Annotated in this window: 15 protein-coding genes; 9 read left to right on the top strand and 6 right to left on the bottom strand. The window is 34.8% G+C overall.

What is annotated here, in order from left to right:
* The first annotated feature begins 39 nt into the window (after positions 1–39).
* From ABID42_RS13490 to ABID42_RS13500, 3 genes are all read left to right on the top strand, one after another.
* Complete coding sequence (locus ABID42_RS13490) at positions 40–1572, top strand: M20/M25/M40 family metallo-hydrolase (protein WP_367284093.1); 1533 nt, start codon at positions 40–42, stop codon at positions 1570–1572.
* Between the two features lie 333 nt (positions 1573–1905).
* On the top strand, positions 1906–3135 hold the full coding sequence (locus ABID42_RS13495; protein WP_367284094.1) for an MFS transporter: 1230 nt from the start codon (positions 1906–1908) through the stop codon (positions 3133–3135).
* 94 nt (positions 3136–3229) lie between these two features.
* Entirely contained in the window at positions 3230–3934 is a 705-nt protein-coding gene (locus ABID42_RS13500; protein ID WP_367284095.1) for a sulfite oxidase-like oxidoreductase, read from the top strand.
* A 205-nt stretch (positions 3935–4139) separates the two neighbouring features.
* Here the strand turns inward: ABID42_RS13500 and ABID42_RS13505 are convergent, their stop codons facing one another.
* On the bottom strand, positions 4140–4718 hold the full coding sequence (locus ABID42_RS13505; protein ID WP_323260494.1) for an NADPH-dependent FMN reductase: 579 nt from the start codon (positions 4716–4718) through the stop codon (positions 4140–4142).
* Positions 4719–4906: 188 nt separating this feature from the next.
* Between ABID42_RS13505 and ABID42_RS13510 the strand changes: the two genes are divergently transcribed.
* From ABID42_RS13510 to ABID42_RS13525, 4 genes are all read left to right on the top strand, one after another.
* On the top strand, positions 4907–5344 hold the full coding sequence (locus ABID42_RS13510; RefSeq protein ID WP_323260492.1) for a Dabb family protein: 438 nt from the start codon (positions 4907–4909) through the stop codon (positions 5342–5344).
* A gap of 158 nt (positions 5345–5502) precedes the next feature.
* Positions 5503–6927 (top strand): MFS transporter, encoded by a 1425-nt coding sequence (locus ABID42_RS13515; protein WP_323260490.1) that lies wholly within the window; start codon positions 5503–5505, stop codon positions 6925–6927.
* 6 nt (positions 6928–6933) lie between these two features.
* Positions 6934–7725: an alpha/beta fold hydrolase gene (locus tag ABID42_RS13520; protein WP_367284096.1), complete on the top strand. Its 792-nt coding sequence runs from the start codon at positions 6934–6936 to the stop codon at positions 7723–7725.
* A 117-nt stretch (positions 7726–7842) separates the two neighbouring features.
* Positions 7843–8928: a type III polyketide synthase gene (locus tag ABID42_RS13525; protein ID WP_367284097.1), complete on the top strand. Its 1086-nt coding sequence runs from the start codon at positions 7843–7845 to the stop codon at positions 8926–8928.
* Positions 8929–8935: 7 nt separating this feature from the next.
* Here the strand turns inward: ABID42_RS13525 and ABID42_RS13530 are convergent, their stop codons facing one another.
* A complete protein-coding gene (locus ABID42_RS13530) occupies positions 8936–10327 on the bottom strand; it encodes a hypothetical protein (protein ID WP_367284098.1) in 1392 nt (463 codons plus the stop codon).
* Between the two features lie 55 nt (positions 10328–10382).
* Positions 10383–10934 carry an RNA polymerase sigma factor gene (locus ABID42_RS13535; RefSeq protein ID WP_323260483.1) on the bottom strand — a complete coding sequence of 184 codons (552 nt, stop codon included), beginning with the start codon at positions 10932–10934 and terminating at the stop codon, positions 10383–10385.
* A 179-nt stretch (positions 10935–11113) separates the two neighbouring features.
* On the opposite strand from ABID42_RS13535, the gene ABID42_RS13540 reads away from it, so the two are divergent.
* Together ABID42_RS13540 and ABID42_RS13545 are read left to right on the top strand one after the other, a co-directional pair.
* Positions 11114–11773: a phosphatidylserine decarboxylase family protein gene (locus ABID42_RS13540; protein ID WP_367284099.1), complete on the top strand. Its 660-nt coding sequence runs from the start codon at positions 11114–11116 to the stop codon at positions 11771–11773.
* A gap of 99 nt (positions 11774–11872) precedes the next feature.
* The gene (locus tag ABID42_RS13545) at positions 11873–13405 is read left to right on the top strand and encodes an FG-GAP repeat domain-containing protein (RefSeq protein WP_367284100.1); all 1533 of its coding nucleotides are present in this window, start codon (positions 11873–11875) and stop codon (positions 13403–13405) included.
* 79 nt (positions 13406–13484) lie between these two features.
* On the opposite strand, the gene ABID42_RS13550 is transcribed toward ABID42_RS13545, so the two are convergent.
* The 3 genes from ABID42_RS13550 to ABID42_RS13560 all read right to left on the bottom strand — a co-directional run bounded on the left by ABID42_RS13550 (position 13485) and on the right by ABID42_RS13560 (position 15789).
* Positions 13485–14477, bottom strand: coding sequence for an aspartate-semialdehyde dehydrogenase (locus tag ABID42_RS13550; protein ID WP_367284101.1), 993 nt, complete (start codon positions 14475–14477; stop codon positions 13485–13487).
* Positions 14478–14517: 40 nt separating this feature from the next.
* Positions 14518–15015 (bottom strand): hypothetical protein, encoded by a 498-nt coding sequence (locus ABID42_RS13555; RefSeq protein ID WP_367284102.1) that lies wholly within the window; start codon positions 15013–15015, stop codon positions 14518–14520.
* Between the two features lie 201 nt (positions 15016–15216).
* On the bottom strand, positions 15217–15789 hold the full coding sequence (locus ABID42_RS13560) for a 5-formyltetrahydrofolate cyclo-ligase (protein WP_367284103.1): 573 nt from the start codon (positions 15787–15789) through the stop codon (positions 15217–15219).
* Positions 15790–15800 lie beyond the last annotated feature (11 nt).

Below are 15800 nucleotides of genomic sequence, written 5' to 3' on the forward strand. Positions count from 1 at the left end.
AATTAAATCCTTCGTACAATACTAACTCACACTTCATCCATGAAACGCTACTTTTTACTTATTTTATTATCAATCAATGTCTTAACGGTTTTTGCTCAAAGTACTTTGGTCGATAAAACTCGTTCATTTCGTCAAGCGAATGAGCATCAACTTCTTCATGAATTTATGGGTTTGTTGTCTATTCCCAATGTCGTTTATGATACTGTCGGTATTCAAAAAACGGCAAATTATATCGTGAAAATGATGGAAGACAGAGGCATTAAAACTCAAAAATTAGATGCCAAAACCAAAGGCGTTCCTCCAGCTATTTATGGTGAAGTAATCGTGCCAAATGCTACAAAAACCTTAGTGTTTTATGCACATTATGATGGTCAGCCAGTGAATCCTAATCAATGGGCGGAGGGAATAAAACCTTTTGAAGCGGTTTTCTTGGATGCTTCTTTAGAAAAAGGTGGTAAAATTATTGATGTTCCAAAAGCTTCTGAAAGCATTAATCCTGAATGGAGAATTTATGGTAGAAGTGCTTCAGATGATAAAGCGGGCGTGTTTACCATTTTATCGGCTTATCAAGCCATGACTAAAATGGGTATCAAACCTTCTGTAAATTTAAAGTTCTTTTTTGAAGGCGAAGAAGAAGCTGGCTCTACTCATTTAGAAGAAATTCTAGCAAAACATAAAGACAAACTCAATGCCGACCTTTGGGTTATTTGCGATGGCCCCGTTCATCAATCTGGACGAAAACAAGTAGTGTTTGGGGTACGTGGTGACGTAAATATGGAAGTAAAAGTATTTGCTTCGAAGCGCCCTTTACATAGCGGACATTATGGAAACTGGGCGCCTAATCCCGCTAATTTATTGGTGAATTTATTGGCAACGATGAAGGATACCAAAGGCAAAGTATTGATTAAAGGTTTTTATGATGATGTTACTCCTTTATCAGCTTTAGAAAAACAGGCTTTAGCCAACATTCCTCCGCCCGACGAGCAAATGAGAAATGAATTGGGTTTTGTGCGTGCCGAAGGCGATGGTAAATCGCTTGCTGAATTAATTAGTTTGCCTTCTTTAAATATCAATGGAATCGCTAGTGCGAACGTGGGTAAAATGGTGGCGAATATCATTCCTACTTCTGCAACGGCGGCTTTAGATTTGCGATTGGTATTAGGAAATGATGCTCAACGACAAGTTCAAAAGGTAATCGAACATATCAAATCTCAAGGTTATTATGTAACTACCAACGAGAGTATTACTGATGAAGAAAGATTAAAATATCCACTCATTGCTCGTGTACAAGCCAAAGATGGTTATAATGCTCAACGCACTAAAATGGATTTACCCATCGCACAGCTTATTATCAAAGCAGTACAAAGTACTTCTAAAGAAAACATCGTTTTGATGCCAAGTTCGGGGGGAAGTTTGCCTTTGTATTTATTTGATAAACATTTATCAACACCAACAATTACAGTTCCTATTGCCAATCATGATAATAATCAGCATGCTGAAAATGAAAATATCAGAATCCAGAATTTATGGAGTGGGCTTGAAACCTATGTTGCTTTGATGAGTATTCAATAAGATAAGAATGATGATACAAAGTGCATCATCGTTGATACAAATTATATAAAGCTTCATGCTTTGAGTATCATCGTTGATGTAAATTATATAAAGCTTCATGCTTTGAGTATCATCGTTGATATAAATTATATAAAGTTTCATGCTCTGAGTATCATCGTTGATGTAAATTATATAAAGCTTCATGCTTTGAGTATCATCGTTGATATAAATTATATGAAGCTTCATGCTTTGAGTATCATTAGTAATATCAAATTGTGTTTGGTTTAAATCATTACGATAGCATTTCCCTAAAAGAGTATTATCTTTAAACATCCAAAATCAAACCATCTAAATATGAAAAAGCGTCATCAAGTACTGCTTGTACTTGCTATTCTTTCTGTCATCACTTTCCTCGACCGAATCGCATTTTCCACCGCAGGCGAGCGTATCACTAAAGAATTAGGATTAACTGCCGTACAATGGGGTTGGATTTTGGGCTCTTTTACTTTGGCTTATGCACTTTTTGAAATTCCTACTGGTTTATTGGGCGATAGAATCGGGGCAAAATCAGTATTGATTAGAGTCGTTCTTTGGTGGTCTTTTTTTACGATATTAACAGGATTCTCTACAGGTTTTGCCATGCTTTTGGTAGTTAGGTTTTTGTTTGGCATTGGCGAAGCTGGAGCATATCCGAATATAGCCATTGCTTTAGCAAAATGGTTTCCTGCCAACGAACGTGGACAAGCACAAGCCATTATCTGGGGGGCTTCTCGCTTAGGTGCGGGCTTAACACCATTGGTCGTCATTCCGATTCAACAAAGCTATGGCTGGGAAGCATCTTTTTATGTATTAGGTTTTGTAGGTGTAATTTGGGTAATCTTTTGGCAGTTCTGGCATAAAGAAGAACCCACAGATGCTAAGGATATTTCAGCAGATGAATTAAAAGAAATTCTTGCCAAACGACAATTAGATAATCATGGAGCGAAGACTTCAATTTTCAAGTTATTACAAAACAAAAATCTAGGTTATTTAATGGCGATGTATGCCTGCTATGCCACAGGAGTATATTTCTTTCAAACTTGGTTGCCAAAATATTTACAACAAGGTAGAGGTGTCAGTGAAAATGAATTGAAACTTATCGGTTCAGCGCCGTTTTTATTGGCTGCTTTGGGTTGTTTCTTAGGTGGTTTTTTGAGCGATATTGCTGTAAAAAAGTATGGTAAAAAATGGGGAAGAAGAATTGTTCCTATCGTCGGTTTAGGTATTTCAGGAATATGTTTAGTTGTTTCTGCTTTAACGATAAATAATACGATAGCCATTATTTTACTCTCTTTAGGAATGGCTTTTATGGATGTTACTGCGCCCGTAGCATGGGCTGTTTCAATGGATATTGGTGGAACAAGAAGTGGTTCGATTTCAGGAGCAATGAATTCCGCAGGTTTACTCGCAGCCTATTTTAGTACAGTAAGTTTTGGCTATTTAGCGACTAATTTTGGCTATAATTTTCCTGTATTACTGTTAGGAATCATTGTAATGATTGGTGCATTTTTGTGGTTGAAAATTAATGCAGAAGAAACGATATAGCAGAAATCTTGATTATAATATCAGCGTACCTTTTCTGCGCAAATCAGTGGATTCAAAAACAGACAAAAAAGCTTAATGCTAAAAAAATACTAAGATGGAAAACGAACAAAACCAAGATAATAAACTTGACCGCATCATCGAGGCAAGAATGAAATTGAAGGCTCGTTTTGAAGAAAAAATGAAAGCGACGCCATCAATGGCTGATACAAAACCACAAGGAAAAGGACCAATCAACCGTCACGGAATGCCAACTACTCCAGTTGGACAAACTTTAACGACCAAATGGCCAGTACTTGATTTGGGCTACCAACCCAAAATTCCATTAGACAAATGGCGTTTGATTATCGACGGAGAAGTAGAAAATCCTGTAATATTAACATGGGAGGATTTCATGGCTTTGCCACAAACAGAAGATGTTTCTGATTTTCATTGTGTAACTACTTGGTCGAAATTAGATATGATTTGGAAAGGCGTTCGTTTGTTAGATTTAGCCGCTTTAGTACAACCTAAAGAAACAGCAACGCATATTATGTGTTATGGCTACGATACTTATACCACCAATGTTTCGCTAGAAGAAGCCCTAAAACCAGATGTATTACTCGGTCATACTGTTGACGGACAACCATTAGCCGTAGAACATGGCGGTCCACTCCGCATGATTACGCCACAGTTATATGCTTGGAAAGGCTCTAAATGGATAAAAAGAATAGAATTTATGCCTAAAAATAAATTAGGTTTTTGGGAAGAAAGAGGTTACTCCAATACCGCATATCCTTGGAGAAATGATAGATATAGCTGAGATAGTTGTGATTTAGTGATTGAGTGAGTTGTGAATTAGTGATTTTTAAAATTAAAATGAATTTTTTGGAACTCAATCTAAAAGAATCGCCTCCCCAATCACTAAATCACTAAATCACTAAATCACTAAATCACTAAATCACTAAATCACTAAATCACTAAATCACTAAATCACTAAATCACTAAATCACTAAATCACAATTTACTTACTTCACCCATCTTTTCGCCACAATCAAAGCATAATCAACAAAAGCCTTTACAGTATTTTCATAGATATGATTTCCTGTTGAATCTGCATGTTCATCCAAATTCTTAGCTGTTTCATGCGATTCATAGATTCTTGGAGAAATAACAGAATGCTGATTGGTGAAATTGATAATTTTATTAATAACAGTCGTCAATTCTAAACAAGGCACTTTACCACCACGTCCGTTAGAAACACCCGCCAAAGCAAATACTTTGTTATTGAAAAGGTGCACAAAATCTTTTGAACCCAACTGATGCAAAGCATTTAATAAATCTCCGTTAACCGTCCAATTATATTCTGGACTTACAAAAAACACCAAATCTGCTTTTTCCCAAACACCAATTAACTCAGCCTGAAAAAGAGTTAAATCATCTTTTTGTACCGTTCCTCTACCCACTGAAGGAATATCGAAATGATGAAAATCTACAATTGTACTATTCTCAAAGCCTGAAGCTTTTAGTACTTTTTGTAAATATTTAGAAAAACGTAAGGAATTGCTATTCTTTCTGGGCGAAGTGGCAATAATGGCAATATTCATATTTTATGTTTTAGGGAAATTTGTGTTAAGTAAACTTCAAATATATAAAAATGTTTGGTCGATAGCTTAACCGATATTTTGAATAAAATAGTTCACTGATATTTCATGATAGAGTTCCGCTAAGAAAAGATATATTTGTTGTTTATACTCTTCAAAATAGGAATAAAATCAAAATCTCTAATAAAATCATGCAAAAATCATCCAGAAGACAATTTTTAGAAAATTCAGCAACGGCATTAGCCACAGGAACAATTATGACAAGTATCGCAACGACAGATTCAACGGCAGCGCCAAAGGGCGAAAAACTTTCTTTTATTCACCACGTATATTTTTGGTTGAAAGACCCTAATAATAAAAAAGATCATGATCAATTATTAGCAGCCTTGAAAGCGTTGGGTAAAATAGAAGTGATAAAATCTGCACATATTGGTTTGCCGTCAATCAATGATTTTGACAAACCCGTTACTGATGCGTCTTACTCTTTTTCTGTCTTGTTGATTTTTGATAGCAAAGAAGACGAAGAGAAGTATTTGGTACATCCATTACACAAAAAATTCGGAGCAGAGAATCATCATTTATGGTCGAAAGTGGTGGTTTATGATTCAGCAGATATTTATGTACAATAAAGGAGTATCTTGATATTTTTCAAGAACAATCGGCAATATAAGTAAAGGTTCTGGTATTTTATCAATATAATTTTGACGAAACAATTAAAAAGTATTAGCTTTAAAGTAAAATTATCCTTTTTAATCAGTCTAAAAAATAACCCTAAAACACGTTTTCAATGACCACACAATCCAATCAGAAGTCCCATCTTTATACACTCATGACGGTATGGTTCTTCTGGAGTTTCGTTGCAGCCTCAAACGGTATTTTAATTCCTTTGTTTAAAGAAAAATTTGGTTTAGAACAATGGCAGGCGCAATTAGTTGATTTTGCCTTTTACATTGCTTACACAGTTGGTTCAATTTTATACTTTATTGTTTCAAGTGTAATCAAGAGTGATATTTTGAACAAAATCGGCTACAAAAACGGAATTGTGTACGGTTTAATTATTTCAGCTTTAGGAACATTGTTATTTTATCCAGCCGCTGAAATGAAATCTTTTCCATTATTACTTTCAGCGTTATTTATTGTTGGTTTAGGCTTTTCGTTACAACAAACGGCTACGCAACCATTCATGATTGCCCTTGGTCCACCAGAAACAGGTTCACACAGAATTAACTTGGGCGGCGCTGTTAATAACTTAGGTGGAACAATTGGTCCAGTTATTATCAGTTTTGCTATCTTTGGTTCAATCGCTGCGGATGCTGCTAAAAATGCAACAATCGAATCTGTAAAATTGCCTTATTTGATTCTAGGGGCACTTTTTGTATTATTAGCCATTTTCTTCAAAGTATCTAAATTACCAAGAATTACCAACGACGAAGAAGTAGAAATCGGAACTGGCGTTTTAAAATACCCACAATTAGTATTGGGTATGATTGCCATTTTTATGTACGTAGGTGTTGAAGTAACCATCGGAAGTAATTTAGGAGAATATTTAAAAGTAACACAAGGTTTAGATTCTTCACAAATTTCACATTACGTTTCGATGTTCTGGGGAAGTATGATGATTGGTCGTTGGACAGCCGCACTTAGTAATTTTGATGTAGCACCAGCTACCAAAAAGATATTAACCGTTGTTGTTCCTTTTGTAGCTTTTGCCATTGTTTTAGGTGTAAATACTTTGCACGGAAGCGATATGAGCGATTTATACGCTTATGCCATTTGTGTATTAATCATGATTGCGGCATTCTTCTATTGCGATGAAAAACCTGTTAGAACACTTTTAGTTTTCTCTGGAATGGGCGCATTGGCAATGGTAATTGGCGTATTGGGTAGTGGTGATATTACTCTTTTTGCTTTCATCAGTGGAGGTTTATTCTGTTCGGTTTTATGGCCATGTATTTTCTCTTTAGGAACGGCAGGCTTAGGAAAATACACCAACCAAGGTTCAGCCTATATGATTATGATGATTTGCGGAGGTGCAGTTGTTCCAGTACTTCAAGGAATTGTGGCTGATACAATCGGCATTCAACAATCATACTTTGTGCCAATTATTTGTTTTGCTTACTTGGTATTCTTTGGAATAAGAGTACAAGGTGTATTGAAAAATCAAGGAATTGACTTTGACAATGCTGTTGTAAAAGGCGGTAAGGGTCATTAATCATTCATGAAATTATATTTTCAAAAAATCGGAAACGGACAAAAAATCCTGCTCGCCTTTCATGGGATTGGGCAGGATTTTTTGTGTTTCCAACATTTTGCCGAAACCTTTGGCGACGTTTATACAATCTATGCTTTTGATTTACCTTTTCATGGAAAAAGTATTCAGGCAAATCAAGCCTCACAAAACGAACTAATTACAAAATCTATTTGGAAAGATTATCTCACAACATTTTTATCAGAAAATAAAATTGAAACCTTTTCTGTAATAGGTTTTAGCATGGGAGGAAGATTCGCTTTAGCCACTGTTGAAGCTTTTCCAAAACGCATAAAAAGCATGACTTTGGTTTCACCAGATGGTATTTCAGAACATCCGATTTACGCCTTTGCAACACGTTTCAGCCTTACTCGAAAAGTATTCAAATACGTTATTTTTCAAGAAGACAAATTTTTATCTTTCACGAAGTTTTTTGCCAAAATGCGTATTGTTCCAGAAAGTTCGATTCGTTTCGCACATAGAATGTTGGATACACCAACGAAGAAAAAACAAGTATTTCAATCGTGGACAGGCTTTCGATATTTAAAATTCAATTTGAAAAAACTAGCAGAGCAAATCAACAACGAAAAGATTAGCGTAACCATTTTTACAGGAAAATACGATACCATTTTACCTTCCGAAAAAGTGTTGCCTTTGGCGACAAAACTTCCCAACGTCCAATTAATCACTCTTGAAGCTGGACATACCAAAATTCTCGACAAGGTAGTGGAGTATTTAAAAAAGAATGATAAAATGCTATAAATTGACATCTTACTGACAGAAGAAAAACAATTTCGATAAGTATTTCGTATATCAATTAGAATACGCTTTAAAATACTTAGCTTTCGTTATCAACAAACAGTAAACCCGCAATCATTCATGAGTTTTATCAATGCAATAGGTACGGCTGTTCCTGAAAATTGTTTTCCACAAATGCAAATTGCGGAATTCATGGCTTCTGCCTTACAAATGAATGAATATGAACAAAGAAGATTAAAAGCCTTGTATCGTTCTACCAAAATTAACCAGCGTTATTCTGTATTATCTGATTATGGAAAAACCTTTTCTGACTACGAATTTTATCCTCAGACTTCTGATTTAGAACCATTTCCAAGTATTTCACAACGAATGCTTGCTTACAAGAAATACGCTTTACCTCTTTGCTTAAAAGCGATTGCTGAGTTGGGAGAATTACCCAACATTACGCACATCATCACGGTAAGTTGCACAGGAATGTACGCTCCTGGACTCGATATTGAAATAATTTCTTCTTTAGGATTAAGTACCAATATTCAGCGAACCGCCATCAATTTTATGGGTTGTTACGGCGCTTTTAATGGGCTGAAAATAGCAGATACTATTTGTAAAGCGAATCCAGAAGCAAAAGTATTATTGGTTTGTGTGGAATTGTGTACACTTCATTTTCAGAAGAAAATGGATGAAGATTTTCTGTTATCGAATGCGCTTTTTGCTGATGGAGCAGCATCGGTGTTAATCGAAGCAGAACCTTCTCAAAAAAATCTGTCTTTAGCCATGAAATCTTTCTTTTGTGATTTGTACTTTGAAGGGAAACAAGATATGGCTTGGCAAGTAGCCGATTTTGGTTTTGAAATGACGCTTACTTCGTATATTCCTAAATTAGTTAAATCTGGTATCAAAGCGTTGACGGACAAACTTTTTGCTAATTCAGGATTAACCAAGCAAGATATTTCATTGTACGCAATTCATCCGGGTGGAAAAGCTATTTTAGAAGCTATTGAAACAGCTTTAGAAATCAATACAAATGATAATCGATATGCTTATCAAATCTTGAGCAATTATGGGAATATGTCGTCAGCAACAGTACTTTTTGTATTAAAACAGATGTTGAAAGACACCGAAAACATCCATCAAAATCAAAATATTTTAAGCTGTGCTTTTGGACCTGGATTAACCTTAGAATCTATGATTTTAGAAATTGTCTAGCATTTTTCTAAAAACCATACTTCAAAGAAAACAAAATTCCACTGCTGTAAAGATTTACTTTTCCTCTTCCTACTTCTTTTAAGGGTGTTTTCAAGTATGGTTCTGCTTGAATAGCAATATGCTGATTGATGCGTTTTTCGAAACCAAAAGATAAATTCAAAGTACTCATGAAGTAATCGTCATCTCTTTTCCAAGATACATTTCGAGGGAAATTGGTAGGAACTGTAGCCGATTCTGGATAATAATATTCATAATTTTCGGTCAGCATCAGATAAGAAGAAACACCAGCACTTACAAACCAAGTATTTTTGGGCTTCATAAATACATTGTAACGAATATTGATTGGTATATCCAATATCTTACAATCGCCTGCAACGCTTGTTGGTAAAACTGGGCGATATGACCAATTTTTTGCCCAAGCATGATAATTCTCGATACCTGTAGTATATTGTTTATAAGTATAAATAGCCCCAGTTTGTAAGGTAAAGCGTTTAGTTAAATTGTATTCGAATAAAATTCCAGCTGATTTCCCAAAAGCAAAATCTCCCAAATTTTCAACAGCATTGGCATCAGGAGCAATGGCTAAACGAATACCAAAACGTGAATTTTTAAGTGTACTTACAATTGGATTGACTGTTGCTTCAGAATTACTTTCTTCAAATGCTGGTAAAACAATGTTAAAATTTGTCTTTAAAGCCTTCAAAGGTTTACTTGATAATAAGGCAAGTTTATAGGTTTGCTTACTTGCTAGATTATTAGACAAAGTCTTTTCAGTAGGAGATACTTCAATTGCTTTTTGTGCATTTGGAGTGATATTATGTGTGTTAAATATTGGCTTAGAGGTTTTTTTATGCTTTACTAAACTGACATTACTTTGCTTTTGTATCAGTTTTTCTGATTCATTATTTGTCTTTTGTTCCTCTATTTTTGCTACTTGTTTTTCAGTAATTCCAATTTTTTCACGCTTGGTATTTCTAGCTGATTTTTGTTCGACCAATTTTTCTTGAATACTGTTATGTTCTTTTGTAATTAACTTTTCTGTCGTTTTCTCTTTTGTAGAAAATACGTCTTCTGAATTTTCCTTAACAGTTGCTACAGATTGTTTTTGCTTATTTAATGTATTTTCTTTTTGATTTTTTTGACCCGTTAATTTTACTGAAACATTATCTTTGGTAAAGTAATATCCTATTCCTGCCCCTACGAAACAAAGTAAAAGCAATAGCAGTAGCCACCTTTCGTTTTTGAAACGAGTGGCAGGTACAATCACCGGCTTGGGGTCTATTTTTGCTTTTAATTTATCCAGAGACGATTGGTCAAACGGAATCTGCACCTTATCAGAGGCTTCTCTGAAAAGGTCATCCAGTTCGTCATCGGACATATCCCACCACTTATCTGACATTTTTTTGTTAAGATTCTATTAATTAGAACCTTGATTTTATACTTTTATGGATTAACTAAAAACGTTTACTGAGCATTTCCCTCAAATTAACCCTAGCACGGGCTAAATTTGATTTCGATGCACTTACTGAAAAACCTAACATTTTGGCTATTTCATCATGCGAATAGCCATCTATTGCATACAAACTAAAAACAGTACGGTAGGTTGGTGATAATCTTTGTACTAAAGCCAATAGTTCTTCATAAGAGAGATTGGCTGAAGCATCATCACTTCTATCACTCAAATGTTCTGCATATTCAATGTCATCTTGGTCATAATGCTTATGATTTTGGCGATAAAAATCTAAAGCTGTATTCACCATAATTCGTCTGAACCAATTTTTAAAAGACCTACTTAAATCAACTTTATCGGCATTGTTGAAAACCTTGATAAAGCCATCATTAACTACTTCAACCGCTTCATCCCGTGTTTTGGTATAACGTAAACAGACACTCATAGCATAGCCATAAAACTGCTTATAAAGCAATTCCTGACTTTTAGAGTCACCCTTACGGCACCCTTCAAGTATGGTTTGGAGGCTATTGTTTTGGTCTGTAATAATGGGCATTTTGACAACGTTTCAACATCAATACGGCTTTTCTGGAAAAAGGTTGCGTTAGAATATTTATAAAAAGTATTTTATTTCATGGAGTTGCTATTCAACAATTAAGATAACTATCCAAAGCCAAGAATTCATGATTTTCAAAGATTATTAGTTAACTTTGTTTAAATATACCCCTTAAACACATGACTATCCACAGAGAAAGCAAAGGTACTATTTTAGTTACGACCATTTTTTTAATCATTTTAAATAGTGCTGTTGCTTATTTTTTTGAAGAAAATGAAATTTTACGCAAAATTGTTATCGCTTTTAGCGTAGTTTTTGCATTGATTATTTTACAATTTTTCCGTGTTCCTGTTCGTACTACGGTTAAAAATCCAAAGCATATTATTGCTCCAGCAGATGGTAAAGTAGTAGTAATTGAAGAAGTTGTTGAAACTGAGTACTTCAAAGAGCCACGTCGCCAAGTTTCAATTTTTATGTCGCCAATCAACGTGCATATCAATTTCAATCCAATTGCAGGCATCGTTTCTTATTTCAAATATCATCCAGGAAAATACTTGGTAGCTTGGCATCCAAAATCAAGTACTGATAATGAAAGAACAACAGTTGTGGTAAAACACAATAATGGAACTGAAGTATTGTTCCGTCAAATTGCTGGTGCTTTAGCTCGTAGAATTTGTTGGTACGTAAAAGAAGGACAAACCGTAGAACAAGGTTCTGAATTTGGTTTTATCAAGTTCGGTTCAAGAATTGATATTTACCTTCCTTTAGATGCTAAAATTTTAGTAAACTTGGAAGATAGACCAGTAGGCGGCGAAACTGTGATTGCAGAACTAGCTTAATATTTATATAAATTGCATATTCAAAAAGGGAATTAAAAATTTTACGTATTTTTAATTCCCTTTTTTTGTTGATAACCATTTTTATAATAATCTTAAGAGATGTTAAATCGTTTATTCCTTTTGGTTTTAGCGGGTTTATTGTGGAATTGCTCAAATTCGAATAAATCTGAAACCTATACTCCTCCAGTTCCTTCTAACAAAAACGGTAAAGAATTAGCGCAAACCTACTGTGGTAGCTGTCATCAATTTCCTAGTCCCGATTTATTGGATAAAGCCACTTGGGAGAAAAGTATTCTACCCAAAATGTCAAATCGACTTGGTTTGGAGTCGGACATTTTCAAAGTATATGGAGGTATGAATCCAGAGGAATTACAGTTTCTTGCCGTAGCAGGAGTATTTCCTGAAAAACCTGTTATTGCCAAAGAAGACTGGGCGAAAATCATCAAATATTATATTGATAATGCTCCAGAAAAAGCAATTCCTCAAGCCAAAAAAGAAAAGATTTCGATTGGGTTAAGTAATTTTTCGGTGAAAAAAATCGAAGGAATTGCCAATAAAACACCCTATGTTACTTTCGTTAAGTTTAATCCTGCCCAAAAAAGCATTTATGCGGCTTGGCGTGGAGAGCAAAGTTTCTTGAAAAAATACGATTTGAATGGTGTAATGAAAGATTCTTTGGTAGTATCAAGCCCAATTGCTGATGTAGATTTTTCTCAAAAAAATCTCAGAGTATTGACGCTGGGTATAATGGACCCTAATGATTTTCGAAAAGGAAGTCTTTTAGAAATCACACCTCAAAAACAATCAAAACCTATTTTAGAATTTCTGCAAAGACCTGTTCAAGCTTCTTTTGGAGATTTGAATCAAGATGGAAAAGAAGATTTTGTACTTTGTAACTTTGGAAATGAACTAGGAAAATTGGCTTGGTACGATGGCGTAAATAGGAGAGAACATATTTTAAAAGAATTGCCTGGAGCCAGAAATACTTTTATCAAAGACATGAATGGCGATAATTTACCAGACATTGTGGTGCTAATGACACAAGCCCGTGAAGGTATTTTTATCTTTTACAATTCAGGTCATGGTACTTTTGAAGAGAAACAAGTACTCTCTTTCCCTTCTGTTTATGGCTCTAGTTATATGGATTTAGCCGATTTTAATAAAGATGGCTTCTTGGATATACTTTATACCAATGGCGATAATGCAGATTTATCTATTTCCTTTAAAAGCTATCATGGTATCAGAATTTTCATGAATGATGGCAAAGGGAATTTTAAACAAAGTTACTTTTATCCGATGTTTGGGGCTTCAAAGGCAATGGCGGCAGATTTTGATTTAGATGGCGATTTGGATATTGCTGCTATTTCATTCTTTACCGACCCCAAACAAAAACCACATGAAGGTTTTTTATTACTCGATAATCAAGGAAAGAATCAATTTAAAGTTTCAACATTTCCAGAAGCCAATCATGGTAAATGGATGGTGATGGATGTAGCAGATATGGACCAAGATGGCGACGCCGACATTCTATTAGGTTCATTTTTAAGAAGAGGCATGGTCGATATTGAAGAATTGCAGATGGAAAAGAAAATGCCTCCCTCTATGATTGTTTTGGAGAATAAGAAAAGGTAATATGAAATAGCCAACAAAAATAAAAAGCCGAGATAAGAATCTCGGCTTTCATTTTACTATCAAACAAACCTGTAAACTACTAAATAAGATTGTTTTTAGCCAAATACTCTACAATTTGCACAGCGTTTGTAGCAGCTCCTTTACGAAGGTTATCAGCTACAATCCACATATTGATGGTGTTTGGTTGAGTTTCATCACGACGGATACGTCCAACAAAAACTTCATCCTTACCATGTGCATTGATTGGCATTGGATATACAAAATTCTTAGGGTCATCTTGTAAAATGATTCCCTCTTCATTTGCTAAAATATTTTTTACTTCTTCTACATCGAAGTCGTTTTCAAATTCAATATTTACTGCTTCAGAGTGTCCACCAATTGTTGGAATACGGACTGTAGTAGCTGTTACTGCAATCGAATCATCCAACATGATTTTCTTGGTTTCATTCACCATTTTCATCTCTTCTTTGGTATAACCATTATCCAAGAATACATCAATATGTGGTAAAACGTTCAAGTCAATTTTGTGTGGATATACCGCAGGAACGTCTGTACGTCCTTCACGTTCTGCAAATAATTGATCAACCGCTGCTTTTCCTGTCCCAGTTACTGATTGGTACGTAGAAACAACTACACGCTTGATTTTATATTTTTTGTGCAAAGGATTCATTACTACAACCATTTGAATCGTAGAACAATTCGGGTTGGCAATAATTTTATCTTCTGCTGTTAAAGTAAAAGCATTAATTTCTGGTACTACTAGTTTTTTAGTAGGGTCCATTCTCCAAGCTGAAGAGTTATCTACTACTGTAATGCCTGCCGCTGCGAATTTAGGAGCTAATTCCAAAGATGTACCACCACCTGCCGAGAAAATCGCCACGTTTGGTTTCATCTTAATAGCATCATCAAAACCAACAACGGTGTACTGTTTACCCTTAAATTCTACCTGTTTACCTACTGAACGCTCAGAAGCTACTGGAATGATTTCTGTTACTGGGAAGTTACGTTCCGCTAACACTTTAAGGATTTCGCCACCGACCAAACCTGTGGCTCCGACTACTGCTACTTTCATTTTTAAAATTGATTATGAATTGATTTATATAAAAAAATGCTTAAAAATTATGTCTTAACCCTATCCCCACTACCGCTTGATGTTCGGGTGTGGTTTGAATATTCAAACCGATTTGGTTACTACTGATTACTTCGTTATACCGATTAATTGCCTTTGATAAATGTATGTTTGACTTTACATTTAAGTAGGAAGAAATCAATAAAGTACTCCCCACGGTTGACCAATAAAAGCCACTTGATACTTTATCTCTATTGAAAATCGTATAAAGTGAAAGTCCTGCGGGAACGATATTAATCAATTTTACTAACTTTTGTTGTTGTTTGTAAGTCAGAAATTCCAGATTTACTTTTGGGTCTCTTGCTTGCAACAATGGTATTTGTAGAGCCGAAGCATTGTCGATTATTTGTCGGTCATAAATGAATTTTACGCCAAATAATTGCCTTTTTACTGCAATCGGATACAAAGTTCTTTTTTCTTCCTGAGCAAAGGTTTTGAAACCTACAAACATCAAAAAGCCTATTAAAATCTTAGTTTTCATGGTTTCTTTCTTATGATTTATCCTTCAAATAAATCACAGGGTTGAATACTCTTCTGAATCGTTGAAATTTAATTTCCTTTAGAAGTCAGGGAAAATAAAAAGTTTGCAAAATTACTTGATAAAATTGGAAGAGAAAAGGAATATCGTGGGAATAGTAGAGTGAATATGTAGGAAATGTTGTTTTTTATTGAAATTTTGCTTTTATCCGAGCGAATAAAGTCGATTTGGCGTAATACAGTAGTCAATTTTGATGTCAAAGTCATTCATATCGTCGATTGTAGGAATTGCTTCTTCAAGACATAAACCAATTTTAATAAGGTCTTCAGAACAAGTTTGGAGGAAACGATCATAGAAACCTTTCCCATAACCCACACGATTTCCTTGCTCGTCGAAAATCAACAAAGGAACAAGTACCATCGATATTTCAGAAGGAGTAATTAATTCACCAGAAACAGGTTCTGGAATTCCCCATTTATTTTCAACAAGCTTTTCTTCGTTATATAGAAAATGTTCCATTTCGTAAGTATTCGGAATACATCTTGGCACAACAATTTTTACTTGTGGAAATTCATCTTGAATTCTTTTAATCAACAAAAAAGTATTGATTTCATTTTGCTTGATAATCGGCAAAAAAACATGCAAATATTTTACCGTAGAAAGATTGAAATGCTGAAAAAAAAGCTCAACAATCGCCTGACTTTTTTCATGAATAATTTCTTGAGAAAGAGCTTTTCGTTTGGAAAGGTAATATTTTCTGAGTGTTGGTTTGTTCATTTTAAAAGCTT

The sequence above is a fragment of the Arcicella rosea genome (assembly GCF_040543805.1).
Taxonomy (GTDB): domain Bacteria; phylum Bacteroidota; class Bacteroidia; order Cytophagales; family Spirosomataceae; genus Arcicella; species Arcicella rosea.

Bases quoted from the DNA above. Each gene is read 5' to 3' on its own strand.
- ABID42_RS13490 (WP_367284093.1), top strand. From the start codon at position 40: ATGAAACGCTACTTTTTACTTATTTTATTATCAATCAATGTCTTAACG.
- ABID42_RS13495 (WP_367284094.1), top strand. From the start codon at position 1,906: ATGAAAAAGCGTCATCAAGTACTGCTTGTACTTGCTATTCTTTCTGTC.
- ABID42_RS13500 (WP_367284095.1), top strand. From the start codon at position 3,230: ATGGAAAACGAACAAAACCAAGATAATAAACTTGACCGCATCATCGAG.
- ABID42_RS13505 (WP_323260494.1), bottom strand. From the start codon at position 4,718: ATGAATATTGCCATTATTGCCACTTCGCCCAGAAAGAATAGCAATTCC.
- ABID42_RS13510 (WP_323260492.1), top strand. From the start codon at position 4,907: ATGCAAAAATCATCCAGAAGACAATTTTTAGAAAATTCAGCAACGGCA.
- ABID42_RS13515 (WP_323260490.1), top strand. From the start codon at position 5,503: ATGACCACACAATCCAATCAGAAGTCCCATCTTTATACACTCATGACG.
- ABID42_RS13520 (WP_367284096.1), top strand. From the start codon at position 6,934: ATGAAATTATATTTTCAAAAAATCGGAAACGGACAAAAAATCCTGCTC.
- ABID42_RS13525 (WP_367284097.1), top strand. From the start codon at position 7,843: ATGAGTTTTATCAATGCAATAGGTACGGCTGTTCCTGAAAATTGTTTT.
- ABID42_RS13530 (WP_367284098.1), bottom strand. From the start codon at position 10,327: ATGTCAGATAAGTGGTGGGATATGTCCGATGACGAACTGGATGACCTT.
- ABID42_RS13535 (WP_323260483.1), bottom strand. From the start codon at position 10,934: ATGCCCATTATTACAGACCAAAACAATAGCCTCCAAACCATACTTGAA.
- ABID42_RS13540 (WP_367284099.1), top strand. From the start codon at position 11,114: ATGACTATCCACAGAGAAAGCAAAGGTACTATTTTAGTTACGACCATT.
- ABID42_RS13545 (WP_367284100.1), top strand. From the start codon at position 11,873: ATGTTAAATCGTTTATTCCTTTTGGTTTTAGCGGGTTTATTGTGGAAT.
- ABID42_RS13550 (WP_367284101.1), bottom strand. From the start codon at position 14,477: ATGAAAGTAGCAGTAGTCGGAGCCACAGGTTTGGTCGGTGGCGAAATC.
- ABID42_RS13555 (WP_367284102.1), bottom strand. From the start codon at position 15,015: ATGAAAACTAAGATTTTAATAGGCTTTTTGATGTTTGTAGGTTTCAAA.
- ABID42_RS13560 (WP_367284103.1), bottom strand. From the start codon at position 15,789: ATGAACAAACCAACACTCAGAAAATATTACCTTTCCAAACGAAAAGCT.